The sequence below is a fragment of the Streptomyces sp. 130 genome, assembly GCF_007096885.1.
In the GTDB taxonomy this organism is placed as follows: domain Bacteria; phylum Actinomycetota; class Actinomycetes; order Streptomycetales; family Streptomycetaceae; genus Streptomyces.
Window position 1 is genome coordinate 1 of record NZ_VJNO01000060.1, and the last position, 20,190, is coordinate 20,190.

At 69.8% G+C, this 20,190-nt stretch carries 19 protein-coding genes; 13 read left to right on the plus strand and 6 right to left on the minus strand.

Annotated elements, in window-relative coordinates:
* The first annotated feature begins 198 nt into the window (after window positions 1-198).
* Both FKN01_RS30695 and FKN01_RS30700 read left to right on the plus strand, forming a co-directional pair.
* A complete protein-coding gene (locus tag FKN01_RS30695) occupies window positions 199-1,521 on the plus strand; it encodes an MFS transporter (RefSeq protein ID WP_143625931.1) in 1,323 nt (440 codons plus the stop codon).
* A gap of 5 nt (window positions 1,522-1,526) precedes the next feature.
* Window positions 1,527-2,297 (plus strand): thioesterase II family protein, encoded by a 771-nt coding sequence (locus FKN01_RS30700; RefSeq protein WP_143625932.1) that lies wholly within the window; start codon window positions 1,527-1,529, stop codon window positions 2,295-2,297.
* Here the strand turns inward: FKN01_RS30700 and FKN01_RS30705 are convergent.
* On the minus strand, window positions 2,266-2,799 hold the full coding sequence (locus FKN01_RS30705) for an ABC transporter ATP-binding protein (RefSeq protein WP_143625933.1): 534 nt from the start codon (window positions 2,797-2,799) through the stop codon (window positions 2,266-2,268). The genes FKN01_RS30700 and FKN01_RS30705 overlap by 32 nt on opposite strands.
* Window positions 2,800-3,567: 768 nt before the next feature.
* Here FKN01_RS30705 and FKN01_RS30710 point away from each other — a divergent pair.
* Window positions 3,568-4,248: an LmbU family transcriptional regulator gene (locus FKN01_RS30710; RefSeq protein ID WP_185993058.1), complete on the plus strand. Its 681-nt coding sequence runs from the start codon at window positions 3,568-3,570 to the stop codon at window positions 4,246-4,248.
* A 64-nt stretch (window positions 4,249-4,312) separates the two neighbouring features.
* On the opposite strand, the gene FKN01_RS30715 is transcribed toward FKN01_RS30710, so the two are convergent.
* Genes FKN01_RS30715 through FKN01_RS30725 form a run of 3 tightly spaced genes read right to left on the minus strand, consistent with a single transcriptional unit; the run spans window position 4,313 to window position 8,011 of the window.
* Window positions 4,313-4,984, minus strand: a complete 672-nt coding sequence (locus FKN01_RS30715; RefSeq protein WP_143625935.1) for an FMN-binding negative transcriptional regulator — start codon at window positions 4,982-4,984, stop codon at window positions 4,313-4,315.
* 41 nt (window positions 4,985-5,025) lie between these two features.
* Complete coding sequence (gene ccrA, locus FKN01_RS30720) at window positions 5,026-6,372, minus strand: crotonyl-CoA carboxylase/reductase (RefSeq protein ID WP_143625936.1); 1,347 nt, start codon at window positions 6,370-6,372, stop codon at window positions 5,026-5,028.
* A gap of 55 nt (window positions 6,373-6,427) precedes the next feature.
* Window positions 6,428-8,011, minus strand: a complete 1,584-nt coding sequence (locus FKN01_RS30725) for an acyl-CoA carboxylase subunit beta (protein WP_143625937.1) — start codon at window positions 8,009-8,011, stop codon at window positions 6,428-6,430.
* 296 nt (window positions 8,012-8,307) lie between these two features.
* On the opposite strand from FKN01_RS30725, the gene FKN01_RS30730 reads away from it, so the two are divergent.
* The 4 genes from FKN01_RS30730 (at window position 8,308) to FKN01_RS30745 (ending at window position 11,532) form a co-directional block, all read left to right on the plus strand.
* On the plus strand, window positions 8,308-8,814 hold the full coding sequence (locus FKN01_RS30730; protein WP_143625938.1) for a hypothetical protein: 507 nt from the start codon (window positions 8,308-8,310) through the stop codon (window positions 8,812-8,814).
* A 54-nt stretch (window positions 8,815-8,868) separates the two neighbouring features.
* Window positions 8,869-9,732, plus strand: coding sequence for a DUF4097 family beta strand repeat-containing protein (locus FKN01_RS30735; RefSeq protein ID WP_143625939.1), 864 nt, complete (start codon window positions 8,869-8,871; stop codon window positions 9,730-9,732).
* Between the two features lie 61 nt (window positions 9,733-9,793).
* Window positions 9,794-10,747: an ATP-binding cassette domain-containing protein gene (locus FKN01_RS30740; protein WP_143625940.1), complete on the plus strand. Its 954-nt coding sequence runs from the start codon at window positions 9,794-9,796 to the stop codon at window positions 10,745-10,747.
* A complete protein-coding gene (locus FKN01_RS30745) occupies window positions 10,744-11,532 on the plus strand; it encodes an ABC transporter permease (protein WP_143625941.1) in 789 nt (262 codons plus the stop codon). The genes FKN01_RS30740 and FKN01_RS30745 overlap by 4 nt, the downstream gene beginning before the upstream one ends.
* Window positions 11,533-11,599: 67 nt before the next feature.
* Here FKN01_RS30745 and FKN01_RS30750 read toward each other — a convergent pair whose 3' ends face one another.
* Together FKN01_RS30750 and FKN01_RS30760 are read right to left on the minus strand one after the other, a co-directional pair.
* Complete coding sequence (locus tag FKN01_RS30750) at window positions 11,600-12,973, minus strand: aspartate aminotransferase family protein (protein WP_143625942.1); 1,374 nt, start codon at window positions 12,971-12,973, stop codon at window positions 11,600-11,602.
* 490 nt (window positions 12,974-13,463) lie between these two features.
* Window positions 13,464-14,687, minus strand: a complete 1,224-nt coding sequence (locus tag FKN01_RS30760; protein ID WP_143625943.1) for a cytochrome P450 — start codon at window positions 14,685-14,687, stop codon at window positions 13,464-13,466.
* A gap of 341 nt (window positions 14,688-15,028) precedes the next feature.
* On the opposite strand from FKN01_RS30760, the gene FKN01_RS30765 reads away from it, so the two are divergent.
* The 6 genes from FKN01_RS30765 to FKN01_RS30790 all read left to right on the plus strand — a co-directional run bounded on the left by FKN01_RS30765 (window position 15,029) and on the right by FKN01_RS30790 (window position 20,188).
* Window positions 15,029-15,367, plus strand: coding sequence for a hypothetical protein (locus tag FKN01_RS30765; RefSeq protein ID WP_143625944.1), 339 nt, complete (start codon window positions 15,029-15,031; stop codon window positions 15,365-15,367).
* Window positions 15,368-15,388: 21 nt separating this feature from the next.
* Window positions 15,389-16,354, plus strand: coding sequence for a chlorinating enzyme (locus FKN01_RS30770; RefSeq protein WP_143625945.1), 966 nt, complete (start codon window positions 15,389-15,391; stop codon window positions 16,352-16,354).
* A 38-nt stretch (window positions 16,355-16,392) separates the two neighbouring features.
* On the plus strand, window positions 16,393-17,157 hold the full coding sequence (locus FKN01_RS30775) for a thioesterase II family protein (RefSeq protein WP_143625946.1): 765 nt from the start codon (window positions 16,393-16,395) through the stop codon (window positions 17,155-17,157).
* Window positions 17,158-17,247: 90 nt separating this feature from the next.
* A complete protein-coding gene (locus FKN01_RS30780) occupies window positions 17,248-18,522 on the plus strand; it encodes a cation:proton antiporter (protein WP_143625947.1) in 1,275 nt (424 codons plus the stop codon).
* Window positions 18,523-18,558: 36 nt separating this feature from the next.
* Window positions 18,559-19,548, plus strand: a complete 990-nt coding sequence (locus FKN01_RS30785; protein ID WP_143625948.1) for a serine protease — start codon at window positions 18,559-18,561, stop codon at window positions 19,546-19,548.
* Between the two features lie 220 nt (window positions 19,549-19,768).
* Window positions 19,769-20,188 (plus strand): hypothetical protein, encoded by a 420-nt coding sequence (locus tag FKN01_RS30790; RefSeq protein WP_143625949.1) that lies wholly within the window; start codon window positions 19,769-19,771, stop codon window positions 20,186-20,188.
* The last annotated feature ends 2 nt before the right edge of the window (window positions 20,189-20,190 follow it).

Sequence of the window (20,190 nt, forward strand, 5' to 3'; positions counted from 1 at the left end):
GTCACGCGGTCCCCCGCGCCGTCCCCTCCATGCTGCCCGGCCCGGCGGCGACGGTCAGTACACCGCGCACCCGAACCGGGGTGAAGCCTGCACCACCATCTGGGGTTCCGGGCCGGCCGGAGGCCCGGGCGACTCGCTTCACCAGCGCGTTTGCGGCCTGGTTTAAAGCCCTGTCCGGCCGCTGGGGGCGGTGCCAGCATGCCTCTGGCCGCCCAGGGCACGCGCACAGGAAGGACAGCGACGCTGGACACCTCTCAGGCACCCACGCCGCTCTTCCGCAACAGAAACTACAACCTGCTGTGGTCGAGCCAGGTCCTGTCCGAACTCGGCGCGCAGATATCGGTGTTCGCCGTCCCGCTGCTGGTGCTCGCGCTGACCGGCTCCGCCGTGCAGGCGGGCGCGGCCGGTGCGGTGAGCGCCGTGACCCGGCTCGTCGTCCTCGTCCCGGCCGGGGCGCTGACGGACCGCTGGGACCGCCGGCGGATCATGCTGTGGTGCGAGCTGGCCCGGCTGCCCGCCGTCGTCGCGCTCGCGGTGGCCCTGCTGCACGACTCGGCCGGGTTCGGCCTGGTGCTCCTGGTCGCCGTGGCCGACGGGGCGGCCGCCGCGCTGTTCGCCCCGGCCGAGGAGGCCGTACTCCCCCAGGTCGTACCGAAGAGCCAGCTGCCGGCGGCGGTGGCGGTCACCGCCGCGCGCAGTTACGTGGCCACGCTGGCCGGTCCCGGCATCGGCGGCGTCCTGTTCAGCGCCCACCGCGCGCTTCCGTTCCTGGTGAACGCGCTCACGTACGGGCTGTCGGGCCTGCTCATCCTGTGCACGCGCATCAAGGCGCACCGCCCGCCGCCCGGCCGGCGCTCGCTGGTCCACGAGGTCGGGGAGGGCGTCCGCTGGATCGCCCGCAATCCGGTCATCCGGGCGAGCCTGCTGGTCGCGGTCATGGCGAGCATCTGCTTCAACGCCCTGTACCTGATCGTGCTGGCCGCCGCCGACCGGGCGGGGGTGCCCACCGGGCAGATCGGCCTCATCGGTGTGCTGACCGGGGCGGGCGGGCTCACCGGGGCGCTGCTGGCCCCCCGCTTCCAGCGGCTGGTGACGCCGAGGACCGCGATCCTGGTGCTGGCCTGGGCGAGCGCCGCCCTCACCCCGCTGCTGACCGCGAAGGCCGACGCCCTGCTGTTCGGCGCGGTGCTCGGCACGGTCTCCTTCCTCGCCCCGACCGTGCAGACGGCCGTGGTGACCTATCAGATGGCGTCCACGCCGGACCGGTTGCGCGGGCGTGTCAGTGCCGCGCTCGGTCTGACGGGTGGGGTGGCCGGCGCGGCGGGGCCGCTGCTGGGCGGCGTGCTGGTCGACACCATCGGCTGGCGCGGGGCCGTCCTCGGCTGCTCCGCCGTGCTGGTGCTGGCCGGCGCCGGGGCGGCGCTCAGTCCGGCCCTGCGCGCTTTCACCGGGGTGACGGGTGAGCCGCCGGCCGAGCCGGCGCTCACGTCCGCTCCCGCCACCGACCCCTTGGAAAGGTGACAGGCATGTCTCCGCATGAGTCCCGTTCGCGCACCCCTCGGTGGACGGTCGCCAGGCCGGCCCGCCCCGATGCGGCGGTCCGGCTCTTCTGCTTCCCGTACGCGGGCGGCGGTTCCAGCATCTTCCGCGGCTGGCACAGCCGTCTGGACGAGCGGATCGAGGTGTGTCCGGTGCTGCTGCCGGGCCGCGAGGAGCGCTACAGCGAGGCTGCGTATACCCGCGCGGACGCCCTGGTGCCCGCGCTCGCCGAGCATCTGGCGCCCCACTTCGACATCCCGTTCGCGTTCTTCGGACACAGCATGGGCGGGCAGATCGCGTTCGCCCTGGCCTGTCATCTGGCCGAGTCGGGCGGGCCGACACCGGGCCGGCTCTTCCTGTCGGGGTGCGCTCCACAGCCGAGCCGGGTGCTGCGGCACGAGCTCTCCGACGACGAGCTGGTCTCGGAGATAGCGGAGATGAACGGTGCCCCGCCCGAGGTGCTGGACAACAAGGAGGTGCTGGAGCTCCTCCTGCCCATGATCCGGGCCGACTTCGCCCTGGCCGAGGACTCCGTGCCCGCCGAAGGCGCCCGGGTGCCGGTGCCGGTCACCGCGTTCGCCGGTACGGCCGATCCCGAGGCCGGGCACGACCAGGTCCGGCTGTGGGCGCGGCACACCACGGGGCCCTTCGAGTCCTTCGAGCTGGAGGGCGACCACTTCTTCCTGCACCAGCCGGACGCGTTGCTCGGTCTGGCCGGGCCGCGTCTCACGTCTCGGGCTCTCCGCCCACCCGTCTGAGACACTGCCTGACCCGGGCGGGGTTCGACCCGGCCACCATGTCGACCACGCGCCCCCGCCGCATGAAGAGCACGGCGTCCGCGGCGGCGGCGCCCGTCACGTCGTCGGTGGTCGCGACGGCCGCGACGGCCCGCCCGTCGTCCACGGCCGCACGCAGCAGCGTGCACTGCGCCGGGCCGGCGTCGTCCACGAGCAAGAGCCGGGGCGGCCCGTCGAGAGCCCGTTCATCGAATTCGCCGCCGCAAAGCACCGCATCGTGGGCCTCGGGGGCGCGCCACAGGAAACCGGACGTCAGCTGAACCTGCCCGGCAAGAGAGCGCAACAGGGTTGTCCTGCCTGATTCCCGGGGTCCCATCACTGCCAGGAATATGCCTTTCCGTACCACCAGATTCACATCGCAAATCACTGACGGGGAATCGATCGTCTTTCCGTGCACCGCACCTTCGAGGACGACGATCTCTTCGCCGTCCTGGTTCATCTCTTCTCCGAAGTCGCGCCCCATGCTCGCACCTCAGCGTGTATCGACGTGTGCCCCCCTGCAGCGAGAAGCGCACAATGCCGGAGCGGCATTCTGCGCACTTAACGTATAGCCCTCAGATGCTTATCAACAGGAGGTCCGCAAGAAGGTTCCGGGTACAGCCAACTCCCCATCCGGCGTGGCCCCAGCTGTACCTCTAAAGGCTGCCCCATAACTGCTGCGTGAGGGCACACTGACCGCACCGGGGCCGGTGAGGCCCGCCCGGGTCGGCGCGGACATCAGGACGAAGCGGGCGGTGTAGTACTTTGTCGCGGCTTTTCCGGCCACGCTGCTGCACGCGCTTGCGGTACGCCGCGACCGGGTCACCGCCGTCGGCGGCGGGAACGGCGCGGGACGGCTGGTTCGGTGGTCCGGGTCGGGAGTGCTTGCCCCTGACTCCGACGCTCTCAGGCGGCGACGGTGGTCGGCCGGGCCGCGACCGTACGGCCAGGACCGCTGGGCGGTGGCGTGACCGGCCGCGGTCGTGGCCGGCCCACCCGGCCGGCGCCGCCGGGCCGAACGAAACGGCCGAATCACCACACCGGTCACGGCATATCAGGGCATCTCAACAAGTTCGCGTTCCGAGCTCTTGGGCGAGCGGGCGTCACCCTGCGTTATCGACATGGGTAAGTCGCAGACGGTTCCCGGAGTTCCCTTGCCACCAAATCGCCATTCGGGTTCCACTCGTTACACACTCCGAAGTCGTTCGTCTCCTATTTCGTCCTGACGATCCCTTCCTCTTGGAGGCAAGTGATGAATTCAGTGAGCAGTCCGTGTTCTCCGGCGGGTGCCGGGATCTCCCATCCCGAGGTTCCGGTCCAGCCGCGGAGACGGGCCGGGTCTGACGGACGGCGCAGTGAAGTTCTCACCACGCGTGTGGGGCTGCAGATGTCACCCAATCTGACATTCGATGCCTGGCAGCGGGCGGGCAGCCAGCTTGCGGGCGTGCTCGATTCTTCGTCGTGGTGGCTGGGTGACTGGCTCGTATACGGGAAGGACCACTACGCCGATCGTTATCAGATGGGCATTCGTACCGCCGGTCTCAAGTACCAGACGCTACGCAATTACGCCTGGGTTTCCCGGCGGTTCCAGATGCAGCGGCGCCGGGCCACCCTGACATTCCAGCACCACGCCGAGGTCGCTTCACTTCCCTTCGACAAGCAGGAGAAGTGGCTCGACGAGGCCGAGCGCAACGGGTGGACGACCAAGCAGCTGCGGAATGCCATCAAGGCGGTCGACCACGTCGATTCGCTGGGGGCGGCCCGGTCGGTCCCGGCGAAGCAGCTCGCGCTTCCCGGCAGCCGTATCGAGTGGTGGCGGCAGGCGGCCGAGCACTCCGGGGTCGACTTCGACAAGTGGGTCCTGGTGACGCTCGACAGCGCCGCTGGACAGATACTCGAGCATGACGAGGAGATCGCGGCGTTGAGCGCCTGAGCCCTGTGTTCGTCGGCCGTCCCCCGCGTGGTGAGGGGGACGGCTTCGCCGTACCGGGCGCCGGTCAGGCCGACACCGGTTCGCCGTCGGTGACGGGGAGGCGGGCCATGAGCTCGGCCGTCTCGCGGTGCCGGCCGCAGGGGCGCTGCGCGAAGGCGTCGCGAACGCGTTCACGCACGTGCGGCTGCTGTTCCTGGCTGAGCTTGAACATGCCCTCGGCGCCGGTCACGGCGATGCGGAACGCGCCGACTCCGGGCAGGAGCTGGTGGAAATACTCCTCGGACTCCGTCATGTCCCAGCCCATGCCGAGGTCACGCTCGAAGGCCCGTACCGTCGACTTGACGACGTTGAGAACGTCGTGGCTCGAAGCGATCTTCTCGACCGTGCCGTGTACATGAACGGCAGTGAAGTCCCAGGTCGGGGCGGCCGGCGTCTTCTCGTAGACGGTCGGGGAGACATAGGCGTGCGGACCGGTGAACACCAGGAGGACGCTCTGGCCGTCGCGCAGGGCGCCCCAGTGCGGGTTCCGCAGGTTCATGTGCCCCAGCAGGCGGGCGCCTGCCAGGTCGTCGGCCCAGTCCCCGGTCGTGTCGGGGTCGCGGATCACCGGCAGATGCGTCGCGAATGGTCCTTCCTGTGCGCCACCGTTCGTGACGCACAGGGCCAGAGGGTTGCGGCGCATGAGGTCCACCATCCATGAGCCGTCCGGCTCACGGTATTGGGGCGGGACAAACATACGGATTCCCTTCGTTCCTGGTTCTTCGTTTTTCTGTCCGGTCAGCAGGACAGCGGAGCACGGAACAGGTTGATCGCTTTCAGATGGCGGTCCCTGAGTTCTTCGTCCTGGATTCCGTGTCCTTCTTCCGGCGCCAGGCACAGCACACCGACCTTCCCGCTGTGTTCATTGCGGTGGACGGAGCGGGCGGCCTCTCCGGTCTCGGTGAGGGGGAAGACGGCGGAGAGTGTGGGGTGCACCATGCCGCGGGCGATGAGGCGATTCGCCTCCCAGGCCTCGCGGTAATTGGCGAAGTGGGTTCCCACAATACGCTTGAGGTTCATCCAGAGATAGCGGTTGTCGAATTGGTGCTGGTATCCGGAGGTGGATGCGCAGGTGACGATGGTGCCGCCGCGGCGTGCCACGTAGACGCTGGCGCCGAATGTCTCCCTGCCGGGGTGTTCCAGGACGATGTCAGGATCCTCGCCGCCGGTGAGTTCCCTGATACGGGCGCCGAACCGGCGCCATTCGGCGGGGTCCTGAGTGTGTTCGTCCTTCCAGAACCGATATCCCTCCTCCGCGCGGTTGATGACGAGTTCGGCGCCCATCTCCCGGGCCAGTGCGGCCTTTTCCTCGCTGGAGACAACGCAGACGGGCACCGCGCCGCCGTTGAGGGCGAGCTGGGTGGCGTAGGAGCCGAGGCCGCCGCCGGCTCCCCAGATCAGGACGACGTCGCCCTGCTTCATGCCGGCTCCGTTGCGGGAGACGAGCTGGCGGTAGGCGGTGGAGTTGACGAGGCCGGACGCGGCGGCCTCCTCCCATGTCAGGTGGGCCGGCTTCGGCATGAGCTGGTTCGTCTTGACGAGGGCGAGTTCGGCCAGGCCGCCGTAGTTCGTTTCGTAGCCCCAGATGCGCTGGGCGGGGTCCAGCATCGTGTCGTCATGGCCGTCGGCGGACTCCAGCTCGACCGACAGGCAGTGGGCGACGACGCGGTCACCGGGCTTCCATCCACTGACGCCGGGCCCGGTGCGCAGGACCACGCCGGACAGGTCGGAGCCCAGGACGTGGAACGGCTGGTCGTGCCGCTCGGCACCGGGTACCGAACGGGCGTACCGTTCGAGGAAGGTGAAGGTGGGGATGGGCTCGAACAGGGCGCTCCACACGGTGTTGTAGTTGATGGAGCTGGCCATCACCGCGACGAGGGCCTCGCCGGGCCCGGGTTCGGGGGTCGGTACGTGCCGAATGTGGACCGACTTGCCCGGGTCCTTCTCCGATGTCGCCATGCCGGCGAACATGGTCGTCTGCTGCTTCAGCACGACCGCGCCGCGGTAGGAGTCCGGGACCGGCAGCGCCGCGAAGTCCTGCTCCTGCGCCTCGTCCGACAGTACGGCGCTGACTATGTCTTTCATGCTCATTCCTCATCGGCTCGGGGTCGGTGTGTCGACGGGCGGTTGTGCGGGCCGTTCACAGCGGCATGTTTCCGCGCTCGGTGCGGGTCAGGTCGCGCTTGCTGCGCAGCATGCGCAGGGCGCGGGCCACGTGGCTGCGGGTCGTGGAGGGCTGGATGACGGCGTCGATGTAGCCGCGCTCGGCAGCGACGTAGGGGTTGCACAACCGGTCCTCGTACTCGCGGCGCAGTTCCTCGCGGACCGCGTCGACGTCGCCGCCCTCGGCGCGCACGGAGGCGAGTTTCCTGCGGTGCACGATGTCGGTGGCGCCTTCGGCGCCCATGACGGCGATCTCGGCGCCGGGCCAGGCCAGGTTGACGTCGGCGCCCAGGTGCTTGGAGCCGAGTACGTCGTAACCGGCGCCGTAGGCCTTGCGGGTGATGACGGTGACGAGGGGCACGGTGGCCTCGGCGTAGGCGTAGATGAGCTTGGCGCCGCGGCGGATGATGCCGGTCCACTCCTGGTCGGTGCCGGGCAGGAAGCCGGGGACGTCGACGAAGGTGAGCACCGGGATGTTGAAGGCATTGCAGGTGCGGACGAAACGGGCGGCCTTCTCGGAGGCGTTGATGTCCAGGCAGCCGGCGAGGTGCAGGGGCTGGCTGGCGACGATGCCGACGGAGGCGCCCTCGACGCGGCTGAAGCCGATGACGATGTTCGGGGCGTACGACCCCTGGATCTCGACCAGGCCGATGTCGTCGACGACCTGCTCGATGACGTCACGCATGTCGTACGGCTGTGTGGATGACGTCGGAACGATGTCATCCAGTCCCGGGCGGCGTTCGGCGTCGGACTCGACGCTGTCGTCGGTCAGGGCATCTGCGGGATATTCCGGCGGGAAGGAGACGTTGTTGTCCGGGAGGAAGGAGAGCAGGTCCTTGACGTAGTCGATGGCCTCCTCTTCGTCGGCCGCCAGGTAGTGGGCGTTTCCGGATACGGAGCTGTGGGTGCGGGCCCCGCCCAGTTCTTCGACGCCGATTTCTTCACCAGTGACCGCCTTTACCACGTCGGGCCCGGTGATGAACATGTGTGAGGCCTGGTCGACCATGACGACGAAGTCGGTCAATGCGGGGGAATAGGCGGCGCCGCCCGCGCAGTATCCCATGATGAGCGATATCTGAGGGATCACGCCAGAGGCCTTGACATTCCGGTGGAATATTTCGGCGTACAGGGCCTGGGAGACCACGCCTTCCTGGATGCGGGCGCCGGCGCCGTCGTTGATGCCGATGATCGGACGGCCGGTCCTGAGGGCCAGGTCCATGACCTTGAGGATGCGGCGGGCATGCACTTCTCCCAGGGAGCCGCCCATGAAGGTGGCATCCTGGCTGAAAACGCAGACGGGGCGGCCGTCGACCGCGCCGTAGCCGGTGATCACGCCGTCGCCGTAGTGCTCCTGCCCCTGGCCGCCGGTGCTGTCGCCGGATCTGCTCAGTGCGTCGAGTTCGACGAAGGAGCCCGGGTCGAGGAGCAGGTCCACGCGCCTGCGGGCACTGAGTTTCCCCTTGACGCGCTGCTTGTGTGCGGATTGATTCGCCTGCTCGATCACGACCCCTTGACGTCGCTGAAGCTCCTTGCCAGCGTTTTCTCGTTCTCGCACAGCCATGAGATACCCGTCCCCGGCCAGATAGCCGAACCGCAAATAATCAGTAGTGTGCCGACTCCGGAAACTCTATTACCGGGAACCCGGAAGACAATGGGTTCGCCGACCTCCGGACCAAGAATGGACAATGAGAAAATTGAATCCCAGGCACGGTTTGACGTAAAGATCCGTCAAGAGCGCTCGGGTCACCCGTTGTCCTGCCGCCAGGACACGGGTGACGCCACCCACGACGTCATGGCTCGCCCTGGTTGACGTCACATCGCTTGCGATGACGTCACAGGTGACGCTACGGTGACGTCATGGACCTCGCGCCGCATGTCACGAATTTGAGCAGAGCGCTCGCCGCGGCCGGCACCGCCGGCGGCAAGGAGGCCGAGGCCTTCCTCGAGCGCTTCGCGATCCCCCTGGAGTCGGCCATCCGGCTCGCCCTGTTGGAGGTGGTCTCGCACGCCGCTGAGGAGATCAGCGCCGGCCTGCCCTCAGGTTCGGTCGATGTCCGCCTGCACGGCAGCAACCCTGGTTTCATGGTCACGACGGCAGCCGAGCCGGCCTCGCGGCAGGCACCGGCGGAGCAGGACGCCGGGCCTGTCGCGCCGCCGACCGCCGATGAGGGCCCGCTGGCCCGCATCACCGTGCGGATGCCGGAGCGGCTCAAGCAGCAGGTCGACGACACCGCGGCCCAGGAGGGCGTCTCGGTGAACGCCTGGCTGGTGCGGGCCGCCGCCACCGCCGTGCACACCGCGCGCCGCACCGGGTCCGCCCGCGGGCTGCGGGTCGACCAGCGTCACCAGGGCTGGATCCGCTGACCGCGCACCGCCCCGGACCACCCTCGAACGCCCCCACGCAGAAGGGCCCTTGCCATGCCTACTTTTGAGACTTCCAGCCCCATCTCCGTCAGCCTCGACCTCATCGCCGCCGACGTCGACGTCACCGCGTCCGACCGCACCGACACCGTGGTCACCGTCCGCCCCGCCAACGACAGCGAGGCGAGCAGGCGGGCCGCCGAACAGACCACCGTCGCGTACAGGAGCGGCAAGCTGACGATCAAGACGCCGAAGCCGCGGCGCAGCCTGTTCTCCCGGGGCCGCTCGGCCGAGGAAGAGAGGGACTCGACCATCGCCGTCGCCATCGAGGTGCCCGCCGGCTCCGACCTGTCGGGCGAGGCCGCCCTCGGCTACCTCACCGGCCGGGGCCGCCTGGGCGAGTGCCGCTTCACCTCCGCTTGTGGCAACGTACAGTTGGAGCAGACTGCCGGGCTGCGCGTCGAGGCCGCCCTCGGTGACGTCAACGTGGGCCGGGTGACCGGCACGGCGGAGATCACCGCCACCCAGGGCAACCTGAAGATCGACCTCATCGAGGGCAGTGCCCGCATCAAGAATCTCAGCGGCATGACGGCGCTGGGTGATGTCACCGGCGAACTGCGGGTCACCGCCACCAACGGCGAGGTCTCGGTGGGCCGGGCATTCGGCGACGTAACGGCGAAGAACACCAACGGCGACATCTACCTCGGCGAGGTGGCGCGCGGCGAGATCGTCCTGGAGACCAGCCGCGGCTCGATCGGGGTGGGCGTGCCCGCCGGTGTCGCGGCCCGTCTCGACGCGCGCAGCCTGGTCGGCGGCGTCTACAGCGCGCTGGAGGACACCGACACGCCGGACGAGGCGGCCGCCACGGTGCAGCTGCGCACCCGCACCGTCATGGGCGAGATCAGGATCCACCGGGCCTGACCCGCCCGCACCAATCCATCGTGCAAGAAGTCGCGGAAACCAACAAAAAGGGGGCGGGGGCGTGACAACTCCCCAGTCGGCCATCACCGTCACGGGACTGTGCAAGTCGTACGGCGACAAGGTAGTTCTCGACGGCATCGATCTGGAGGTGGCGGCGGGCTCGATCTTCTCGCTGCTCGGCCCCAACGGGGCGGGCAAGACCACGACGGTCGAGATCCTGAGCACGCTCGTCAAGGCGGACGCCGGTGAGGTCCGGGTGGCGGGCAAGGACGTGGTGCGCGACCCGGACGGGGTGCGCGGCTCGATCAGCGTGACGGGCCAGTTCTCCTCGGTGGACAACCTGCTCACCGGCAGGGAGAACCTCATCATGATGGCGGACCTGCATCACCTGGGCCGTCGTGAGGCGCGGCGCAGGGCCGACGAACTCCTGGAGCAGTTCGACCTGGTGGAGGCGGGCGCGCAGCGCGCCCTCACGTATTCGGGCGGGATGCGGCGCCGGCTCGACCTGGCGATGACGCTGGTGCGGCGCCCGTCCGTGATCTTCCTCGACGAGCCGACGACGGGCCTGGACCCGCGCAGCCGGCACGCGATGTGGGACGTGATCCGCGCTCTGGTCGCGGACGGCGTCACGATCTTCCTGACGACGCAGTATCTGGAGGAGGCGGACCAGCTCGCGGACCTCATCGCGGTCCTCGACCAGGGGCGGCTCGTCGCGCAGGGCACGGCCGCCGAGCTCAAGCGGCGCGTCCCCGGCAGCTATGTCCGCCTGGAGTTCGACGGTACGCACCAGCTTCAGCGGGCCCTCGACGTGCTCGACGAGGCGCGGCGCGACAAGGACGCACTGGCGCTCCAGGTCCCGGGCGACGGCAGCGTGGGCGCACTGCGGGCGCTGCTCGAACGCCTGGACGAGCACGCGGTCGACGTGTCCGAGCTGACCGTCCATACGCCCGATCTCGACGATGTGTTCCTCGCCCTGACCACCGCCCCGCGCCGCCAGAAGGAGACCGTCCGATGAGCACCCTCAGCTACTCCGTGAGCGACTCGATGACGATGCTGCGGCGCAGCCTGCGGCACGGCATCCGGTTCCCCGCCATGCTGATCTCCAGCCTGGTGACCCCGGTCGTGCTGCTGCTGATGTTCGTCTACATCTTCGGCGGGGCGCTGGGCGCCGGGGTGGACGGCGCCGGGGGCGGCCGGACCGGATATCTGAACTACATCGCGCCCTCGATGGTCCTGCTCACGGTGTGCTACGGCGGGGGGAGCACGGCCGTCACGGTCAGCGTCGACCTGACCGAGGGCATCATCAAGCGGTTCCGTACGATGGCGATCGCCCGCGGGGCGGTGCTCACCGGGCATGTGCTGGGCGGGTTCCTGCGCACGATGGCGACGGTGACGCTGGTGCTCGCGGTCGCGCTCGCGATGGGGTTCACGCCCACCGCGACGCCCATCGAGTGGGTCGCGGCGGTCGGGGTGCTCGCGCTGCTCAGCTTCGCGCTCACGTGGCTGATGATCGCGTTCGGGTCGGCCGCGAAGAACCCGGGCAGCGCCAACACCGCGGCCATGCCGCTGCAGATCCTGCCCCTGGTCAGCAGCGCCTTCGTGCCCACGGACTCGATGCCGACCGGGGTGCGGTGGTTCGCCGAGTACCAGCCGTTCACGCCGGTCATCGACACGTTGCGGGGACTGATGATGGGCAGCGCCATCGGCAACAGCGCCTATATCGCGCTGGGCTGGCTGCTCGGCATCACGGTGATCGGGTTCGTCTGGGCGCGCGCCGCCTTCCATGCGCGGGGGCGCTGACCCGTACTGACGGTGCCCGTGCGTGTGAGCCACCGCCGGCGGCGGTGGCTCACACGCACGGGCACCGTCAGACCGCGTAGGCGTCGGTGACGGTCAGCGCCTCGTCGAGGATCGCCAGGCCCTCCTTCACCTCGGTGTCGGTGACCGTGCACGGCGGTGCGACGTGGGTGCGGTTCATGTGCACGAAGGGCCACAGGCCGCGCTCACGGCAGGCGGCGGTGAACTGCGCCATGGGGGCCGCGTCGGCGCCGGTGGCGTTGTACGGGACCAGCGGCTCGCGGGTGACGCGGTCGCGTACCAGCTCGATCGCCCAGAAGACGCCGAGACCGCGGACCTCGCCCACGCTGGGATGCCGCTCGGCCAGTGCGCGCAGCCCGGGCCCGATCACGTCGGCACCCGTGAGGCGGGCCCGGCCCACGACGTCATCGGCTGCCATCACCTCGATGGTGGCGACGGCCGCGGCGCAGGCCAGTGGGTGCCCCGAGTAGGTCAGACCCCCGGGGTAGGGGCGGCGGGCGAAGGTGGCGGCGATCTTCTCGCCTATCGCGACGCCGCCGAGCGGCACGTATCCGCAGTTGACGCCTTTGGCGAAGGTCATGAGGTCGGGTACGACGCCGAAGTGGTCGGCGGCGAACCAGGCGCCGGTGCGGCCGAAGCCGGTCATGACCTCGTCGAGGATGAACACGATGCCGTGCCGGTCGCACAGTTCGCGGACGCCTGCGAGGTAGCCGGGCGGCGGGACCATGATGCCGGCGGTGCCCGGGATCGTCTCCAGGATCAGGGCCGCGATGGTCGAAGGCCCTTCGAAGGCGATGGTGTCGTCCAGGTGCTCAAGGGCCCGCCGGCATTCCTGCTCGGGGCTGTCGCTGTGGAACGGCGAGCGGTAGGGGTAGGGCGCCCAGAAGCGCACGGCACCGGCCGTTCCCTGGTCGCTGGGCCAGCGGCGCGGGTCGCCGGTCAGGTTGATCGCGGTCCCGGTCGCACCGTGGTAGGAGCGGTACGCGGAGAGCACCTTGGGGCGGCCGGTGTGCAGCCGGGCGAGCCGGACGGCGTTCTCGACGGCCTCGGCGCCGCCGTTGGTGAACAGGATCCGGTCCAGGTCGCCGGGGGTGCGTTCGGCGATCAGGCGGGCCGCCCGGGAACGCGACTCGACTGCGAACCCCGGTGGGAACGTGGCGAGTTCGGCTGCCTGCTGCTGGATGGCGGCGACGACGGCCGGGTGCTGGTAGCCGAGGTTCGTGTAGACGAGGCCGCTGCTGAAGTCGAGGTAGCGCTTCGCGTCGTGGTCCCAGAAGTACGAGCCCTGCGCGCCGGCCACCGCGAGTGGCGTGACCAGGTCCTGCGCCGCCCAGGGGTGGAAAACGTGTGCCCGGTCGTCCGCGGTGATCTGCTCGGCGGGGCTGTTCCGCCGGTGCGCCTGCCGGTTCGGAGAGGTGGCCATGTGCCGTGTCCCAATCTGTGGTGTCGGGGGCGTGCGAGCGGCCCCGCAGACCGTCCGGGACGGTCGCGGGGCCGCTGCGGGACCGCGGGGAGGTGACGGGGGATGTTCGGCCTCCCGCGCGGTCTGTCGGTGTGGGCAGTGGAGCGCGGCTCGGTGGATGCGCGCCTTTCGTCGCCGTGTGCCGGGTCATGGTGATCCCCCTGCTCGGCGGTGAGGCCGAGAGCTCGGGTCCCCGCGTCCGCGACGCGGTCCTCCGCCGCCTCCGGCCGGGGGCCCGGGACGGGCCCTAGGGCCTGTCCGGCGGATCTTCGTGGATCAGCCTGCGGCGTCTGGTGCATCCCCAAGTTCTCGGCTCCGCTCGAACAGGGGAGACCCCACTTCTCGGCGTGCGCCCGGATCGCCCTCGTACTGGACGTACTTGGGTGATTCGGGCGTGCGGCGAGAGTGCGTGCCAGGCGTCGCGGGCCCGCGAAGATCCGCCGGACGGGACCTAGCCGCGGTCCCAGGTGACCGGGAGGCTCCACAGGCCGTAGAAGGCGACCTCGTCGCGGACCGAGACCTCCTCGGGGGCCACGGCCAGGCGCAGGGTCGGGAAGCGGCGGGCCAGGGCCGGGAACGCCACCTGGAGTTCGACGCGGGCGAGTTGCTGGGCAACGCACTGGTGGATGCCGTGGCCGAAGGAGACGTGGCCGCGCGCGGAGCGGGTCAGGTCGAGGGTGTCCGGGTCTCCGAACTTGTCGGCGTCGCGGTTGGCGGCTGCCGTGGACAGGGTGACCATCTCGCCGGCCTTGAGGACGTGGCCGTCGATCTCGACGTCCTCGAGCGGGGTGCGCTGCAGGAACGGCAGCACGGTGGTGAAGCGCAGCAGTTCCTCCACGGCGCGGGAGACCGTCTCGTCGTCCTCGGCCTTGCTGAGCAGCGCGTACTGGTCGGGGTTGTTGAGCAGGGCGAAGACGCCGAGGGAAAGGGTGCCGGCGACCGTGTCGAGGCCGGCGCCGAGCAGCGTCAGGCCCAGATTGACGATCTCCGCGTCATCGAACTCGCTGGTGGCGAGGCCGCTGAACAGGTCGTCGGTGGGGTTCTCGCGCTTGGCGAGCATGAGGTCGCTCATGAAGCCGCGGACGGCGAGGAACGCCTTGGTCTGTTCCTCGGCGGAGGCCTTGTTACGGCCCAGCGAGTGCATGTGGTCGACGAGGTCGGTGAACTTCTGCCGGTCCTCGTAGCTGACGCCGAGCAGTTCGGCGATGACGACGCCGGGGATGCGGCGGGTGAAGGCGTCGACCAGGTCGACCGTCCCCTCCTGCCGCTCGATGTCGTCGAGGCACTCGGCGGTGATCTCCTCGATGCGGTCGGTGAGCTGACGCATACGGCGGACGGTGAACTGGCCGGTCAGCCGGCGCCGGTAGCGGGTGTGGTCCGGGGGATCCATGAGGGCGAGGAACCCGGGCGGCGCCGGCGGCGGATTCTCCATCGAGGGGGCACCGGGGATCGGCGCGCGATGGTGGTTGCTGCCGCTGCTGAACCGCGGGTCGGCGAGGATCTGCCGGGTCAGGGCGTGGCTGGTCACCAGCCAGCCGTCGACGTCTCCGGAGTAGTGGATCCGGCTCAAGGGCGTCTTCTCGCGGATCTCGGCCAGCTGCTCGGGCGGGTTGTAGGGGCAGCCGCTGGCACGTTCGCTGGGCAGCCAGATCGCCTCTGGGAGTACCTCGGTCATGTAAATCTCCCTCACAAATGCGCACTCTTGGAGACGACTTGATACTCCAGGAGCAAAGGACTCCAGCATTTCGGGGTATTCCGATCGCCCACTGCCCCGGCCGGGATCGCTTGCCGGAGCGGGCGGATTCTGATTCTACGCAGCACCCCTGCACGCCAAATGTTTTCTGGCTGCCGCCACGGAGGCGATCGGAATACCCCGACCCTTCTCATGGAAGGAGGTTCGGATGCTGCACCGAACTATAGGAGGGACGGCCGGCAAGGGGTAGGCCGAAGCCGCGGCGGGACGTTCAGTGTCCCGGCAACAGGACACATCTTGTTCAACTGGCCCTGTTGCCAGGTATGTTCACCATCGGTTCGACGCCAGGCATTGATCGGCACTACCAGAGATCGAAGAAGGATGGTCCCATGCCGTCTTCCCCTTACGACCACACAGACCGGTCCCTCGACATGGCAGAGGTGGAACGCGCCACGATCGACTGGCTGCGGGCCGAGCTGGAGGATCCGGAAATCTCCGCGGCGGACAACTTCCTCGATATCGGCGGCCATTCACTCGCATTCTCCAGGCTCAACAAGTTCCTTGCCGATTCGTTCACTGTGGCCCTCGACATGAAGGTCACCTACGACGAGCCCCTTTCCACGGCCGTAGCCAAGGCTCAGCCGGCCCCGTCGCACGCATAGCCGAAGCCAGGAAGGCACAGCATGGCAACCAGCATCGAGCAGCGCACTTCGGCGCTGTCCGACGACGAGCTCGCGTTCTTTCACAAGAACGGCTACATCGGTCCGATCACCATCTACACCCCGGAGGAGATGGACCGGCTGTGGCAGCAGGTCCACCGGGAGACCCTGGAGCGCACGCACGCCGCTTATCCGGAGGTCGACGCGAGCGTCGGTTCGCCGAACATCTTCAATTACGACCGGCACCTCGACATCGATCTGCTGGCCGAGCACGTCTGCAATCAGAAGATCGTGGACCGGGTCGCGTCGATCCTCGGCCCTGATCTGCTCTGCTGGCGTTCGGAGTTCTTCCCCAAGTACCCCGGCGACGAGGGCACCGACTGGCACCAGGCGGACACCTTCGCCAACGCCAGTGGCAAGCCCCAGCTGCTGTGGCCCGGCGAGTCGGAGGACGACTTCGGCGCCGGCACCATCACCGTGTGGACCGCGTTCACGGACTCGACCCGCGAGAACGGCTGCCTGCAGATCATTCCGGGCACGCAGAACAAGATGAACTACGACGAGACCAAGCAGATGGAGTACGACGAGGCGCGCATCAACGCGGAGGTCAAGGACGGCGTCCCGCGCGGCTTCTTCGGCTACGACTACCGCCAGCTGCAGGTCGACCCCGACTGGAAGCCCAACGAGGAGGACGCCTACTCGCTGGTCATGGAGCGCGGCCAGTGCGTCATCTTCTGGTCCACGCTGATGCACGCCTCGCTGCCCAACGTCAGCACGGGCAAGGACTACCGGATGGGGTTCGCCACACGGTACGTCCCCACCAAGGTGCGGGTGTACCCGGACACGGACCACATCGAGGAGTACGGCGGCAGCATCGCGCTGGACAGGTGGGGTGCCGTGCTCGCCCGGGGCGCCGACGACCACGGTCACAACAAGGTCGTCACCGAGACACTCCGGGGCACGCCGTTCCGTACGGTCGCCGCGCGCTGACGGCCTTCCGCCGACGAAGGACTGGTGGTGGCTGCCCGATGGGAACCGAGCCGAGCAGACCCGTGATCGTCCTCGTCCCTCCCTCGTGCTGCGGCGCGGGCTACTTCCACCGGCTGCGCCGGGCCTTGCCGGCCGGGATCGACGTCGTGGCCCTCGAACTGCCGGGTCACGGGCGCCGTCATGCGCAGGAGTTCGTCACGAGCGCCCCGGCCGTCGTGGCGGACGCGCTGGCGCGGCTCGACGGCCGGGTCGATGTCGTCTACGGGGAGAGCCTCGGCGCCTATGTGGGGCTCGCCCTGGCGGCGGCGCTCGGCGGGCAGCGGCGGCCGGCCCTGGTGGCCGCTTCCAATGTGCCGCCGGGACTGCAGCGCGTGGTGAGCGCCGAGGACGTGGCGAGCCCGCGGGCGGCGGCGGCGACGCTGGCGTCCATGGGGGGCGCGATCCCCGGCGAGGTGCTGGACGATCCGCGGCTGCTGGCGGGGGCCTTTCCGATGATCCGGGCCGATCTGCTGCTGTCGCGGTCCTTCGTCGAGCTCGTCGCGACGACCACGGTGCCGGGGGACGTCACGGTCGTGGCCGGTGAGGACGACCGCTCCCTGACCGGGCTCCGGCCCGGGGCGAAGCGGCCGGACCCCGACGGCACGCACCGGGCGCCGTCGCTCGCGTACCCGGCCCTGGCCGGCTGGGCCCGGCACACGACGGGCCGCTGCGGCGTCGAGCTGCTGCCCGGTGGACATCTGCTGTCCGAGAGCAATCCCTCCGGCGTCGCCGGCGTGCTGCTGTCCGCTCTGAACAGGTCGTGAGCCGCAGCCCGCGCCGGGCCGCTGCCCACCCTGGAGTCAGACGAAGTGATACTTTCCACCGGTCCCGCAGCCGGCCTGTCGGACCATCAGATGCTGATTTTCCTGCTGCAGTTGTCCCTGCTCATCGCCGTGACCACGCTGCTGGGCCGGGTGGCCGCGCGTCTGAACATGCCGCCCGTGGTGGGCGAGCTGACCTCCGGCGTGCTGCTGGGCCCCTCCCTGTTCGGGAACGTGGCGCCCGGCCTGTCCGGCTGGCTGCTGCCGCGCGACGCGGAGCAGATGCATCTGCTGAGCGCCGTTTCCCAGCTGGGCGTCCTGCTGCTGGTGGCCATCACCGGGGCGCACATCGACCTCGGGCTGCTGCGGCGCAGGCGCCACACGATCGGGCTGGTCAGCGTCGGCAGCGTGCTGCTGCCGTTGGCCCTGGGCCTGGTCCTCGGCCTGCTGCTGCCCGGGTCGCTGACCGGCGGCGCGGGCGGCCGTCTGACGTTCGCCTTGTTCATCGGGGTGGCCGTGGCCGTGAGCGCGCTTCCGGTGATCGCCAAGACGCTCCTCGACATGGGCCTTCTGCACCGCAACGTGGGCCAGATGATCGTCGGTTCGGCCGCCGTCAGCGACATCGTCGGATGGCTGATGCTGTCGGTCGTCTCGGCGATGGCCACGCACGGCCTGCGCGCGGGGGTGATCGCCGAGTCCGTCGGCTGTCTGCTGGCCGTACTGGCCGCCACCGTGCTGGTCCTGCGTCCTGTGGCCGCGCGGGTGCTGGGCCCGCTGCAGCACACGCAGCCCGGCGTGAGCCTGTCCGCGATCGTCGTCATGGTGCTGCTGGCCGCCGCAGGCACGCACGCGCTCGGCATGGAGCCCATCCTCGGCGCCTTCCTGTGCGGCATCGTCATAAGCTCCCTGGGCCGGGCCAGCCGCCGGGCCCTGGACTCCGTACGGGCCTTCGTCATGGCGACGCTGGCGCCGCTCTTCCTCGCCTCGGCCGGCCTCCAGGTCGATCTGACGGCACTCGCCCGGCCCCCGGTGCTGCTCGCCGCGCTGATCACGCTGGCCGTGGCCGTCGGCGCCAAGTTCGCCGGCGGCTATCTGGGCGCCCGCGCGGGCCGCCTCAGCCACACCGAGTCCCTCGCCATCGGAGCCGGGCTCAACGCCCGGGGCCTGGTGGAGATCGTGCTGGCCTCCGTGGGGCTGCGCCTCGGCGTGCTCAACAGCGCCTCGTACACCGTGATCGTGCTGGTCGCGGTCGTGACCTCGGTCATGGCCCCGCCCGTCCTGCGGCGCACCACGAACCGCATCGCCACCACCCCGGCCGAGCTGGAACGCGAGCAGGAGTTCACCGAACCTCTCGTACGGACCGGGTGACCACAACCGGCTTCACTACGAACGGAGTTGTTACGCATGCACCTTCAGTCACCGACCCGCGGCAGCGGCACCCTGGTCCGGCTCAGACATCTGCGCGCGGGCCTCGTCGCCCTGTGTCTGGCCGCCGTCACCGCGATCGGCTCCTCGGCGCCGGCCGACGCCTCGCCGCGCGCCGCGCGCGACCACCGCGCGGTCGTCGACGTGCCCGGTGCCGCCGGCCTGTCCGGAGCAGGCCGGGACCAGGCCCTGCTGGCGTACTGGACGCCCGAGCGCATCGCCGAGGCGCTCGCCAACGAGGCGGACGCGGACGGCCGTGCGCTGTCGCGGACGCAACAGCAGGCGGCGGTCACCGGCCCGCACTCCACGGCCGTCGGGAAGCTGGTGTTCGAGCACGCCAACGGGACGCCCGACGCCTGCACCGGCACCGTCGTCAACAGTGACGCCGAGGTGCTGGTGCTGACGGCGGCGCACTGCCTGAACGAGGGGCCGGGCGGCACCTGGACGAAGAACCAGGTCTTCTACCCGGGCTTCCACAACGGCAGCGCGCCCTATGGCGGCTTCACCGCGTGGAACATCGCCACGTCCTCCCAGTGGAGCATCGGGGCCAAGGCCGACTACGAGCACGACTACGGCATGCTCGTGGTCAATGACAACGCGAGCGGTCAAACCGTGCTGGAGGCGGCCGGGGGCTACCAGATCGTCCCGGACATGCGCACCGGCGAGCAGGTCTCCCTCATCGGCTACTCCGGGCCGCCCTACGACGGCAACCATCAGGAGTTCTGCCAGGAACTCGTGGAGCCCACCGTGCCGCCGCTGAACATGTGGCAGGTGGAGTGCCCCAACATGGCGCCGGGTTCCAGCGGCGGGCCGTGGCTGCTGGACTACGACTACGACACCGGTACCGGTTACATCGGCGGTCTCAACAGCATCAACGACATGGGGGACTTCATGGCCTCGCCTCGCTTCGACGCCGACATGCAGGCGTTCTACGATCTCATGGAACAGATCGGCGAGGCCCGGCCCTAGACCGGTCCACCGGCACCGGGCGGGAGGCGCCTGCGCAGACATGTCACCCCCCGATCCGAGGCCTCACAGCCTTCCGGCAACCCATCCCGACGGCGGCTGGGGGGCTCAGCGCCCCCCGCTGCCCGTCCTGCCGCTCGGTGCCGCCCCAGCGCAGTGTGACGAGGAAACCGTTCCCGTCACACTGCGCTTTCTTGCGCTGTCGCAGAGCCCACGGCACGCCGTGGACGAGTCCCGCGCGGGTCTGCTCACGCTTCTCGGGGCCGTGCTGGGCACCGCGCCCGGGGCGCTCGTCGTCGACGACGGACCCTGTCCGCACTGCGCCCGGCGCCACGCCCTGGCGGCGAAGTCGCCCACGGGGGCGCGCCGGTACTTCGCCGTCGTGCGGCACGGGGGACACGTCGTGTACGCGGTGTGCCCCTTCCCCGTCGGTCTCGGCCTCGCCGTCGCCGGGGCGGACCACCCGGCCCGCGCCCGCAAGCCGGCCCGGCTCGCCGCACACGGCGGGGCCGTGGCCCGGGGCCGGTGCGTGGGGCCGCGGGACGGCTCCGTGGAGTACGTGGTGCGCTATGCCGGGGTGAAGCGGCTGCCCCGGTGCGTCCTCTCGGTGGTGTGGGAGGTGCCCTTCGCCGCCGGGGCGTGACT

What these genes read in the sequence shown, in the direction of transcription:
- FKN01_RS30695 (WP_143625931.1), top strand. Translation starts at nt 199, where the DNA reads ATGCCTCTGGCCGCCCAGGGCACGCGCACAGGAAGGACAGCGACGCTG.
- FKN01_RS30700 (WP_143625932.1), top strand. Translation starts at nt 1,527, where the DNA reads ATGTCTCCGCATGAGTCCCGTTCGCGCACCCCTCGGTGGACGGTCGCC.
- FKN01_RS30705 (WP_143625933.1), bottom strand. Translation starts at nt 2,799, where the DNA reads ATGGGGCGCGACTTCGGAGAAGAGATGAACCAGGACGGCGAAGAGATC.
- FKN01_RS30710 (WP_185993058.1), top strand. Translation starts at nt 3,568, where the DNA reads ATGAATTCAGTGAGCAGTCCGTGTTCTCCGGCGGGTGCCGGGATCTCC.
- FKN01_RS30715 (WP_143625935.1), bottom strand. Translation starts at nt 4,984, where the DNA reads ATGTTTGTCCCGCCCCAATACCGTGAGCCGGACGGCTCATGGATGGTG.
- ccrA (WP_143625936.1), bottom strand. Translation starts at nt 6,372, where the DNA reads ATGAAAGACATAGTCAGCGCCGTACTGTCGGACGAGGCGCAGGAGCAG.
- FKN01_RS30725 (WP_143625937.1), bottom strand. Translation starts at nt 8,011, where the DNA reads ATGGCTGTGCGAGAACGAGAAAACGCTGGCAAGGAGCTTCAGCGACGT.
- FKN01_RS30730 (WP_143625938.1), top strand. Translation starts at nt 8,308, where the DNA reads ATGGACCTCGCGCCGCATGTCACGAATTTGAGCAGAGCGCTCGCCGCG.
- FKN01_RS30735 (WP_143625939.1), top strand. Translation starts at nt 8,869, where the DNA reads ATGCCTACTTTTGAGACTTCCAGCCCCATCTCCGTCAGCCTCGACCTC.
- FKN01_RS30745 (WP_143625941.1), top strand. Translation starts at nt 10,744, where the DNA reads ATGAGCACCCTCAGCTACTCCGTGAGCGACTCGATGACGATGCTGCGG.
- FKN01_RS30750 (WP_143625942.1), bottom strand. Translation starts at nt 12,973, where the DNA reads ATGGCCACCTCTCCGAACCGGCAGGCGCACCGGCGGAACAGCCCCGCC.
- FKN01_RS30760 (WP_143625943.1), bottom strand. Translation starts at nt 14,687, where the DNA reads ATGACCGAGGTACTCCCAGAGGCGATCTGGCTGCCCAGCGAACGTGCC.
- FKN01_RS30765 (WP_143625944.1), top strand. Translation starts at nt 15,029, where the DNA reads ATGTTCACCATCGGTTCGACGCCAGGCATTGATCGGCACTACCAGAGA.
- FKN01_RS30770 (WP_143625945.1), top strand. Translation starts at nt 15,389, where the DNA reads ATGGCAACCAGCATCGAGCAGCGCACTTCGGCGCTGTCCGACGACGAG.
- FKN01_RS30775 (WP_143625946.1), top strand. Translation starts at nt 16,393, where the DNA reads ATGGGAACCGAGCCGAGCAGACCCGTGATCGTCCTCGTCCCTCCCTCG.
- FKN01_RS30780 (WP_143625947.1), top strand. Translation starts at nt 17,248, where the DNA reads ATGCTGATTTTCCTGCTGCAGTTGTCCCTGCTCATCGCCGTGACCACG.
- FKN01_RS30785 (WP_143625948.1), top strand. Translation starts at nt 18,559, where the DNA reads ATGCACCTTCAGTCACCGACCCGCGGCAGCGGCACCCTGGTCCGGCTC.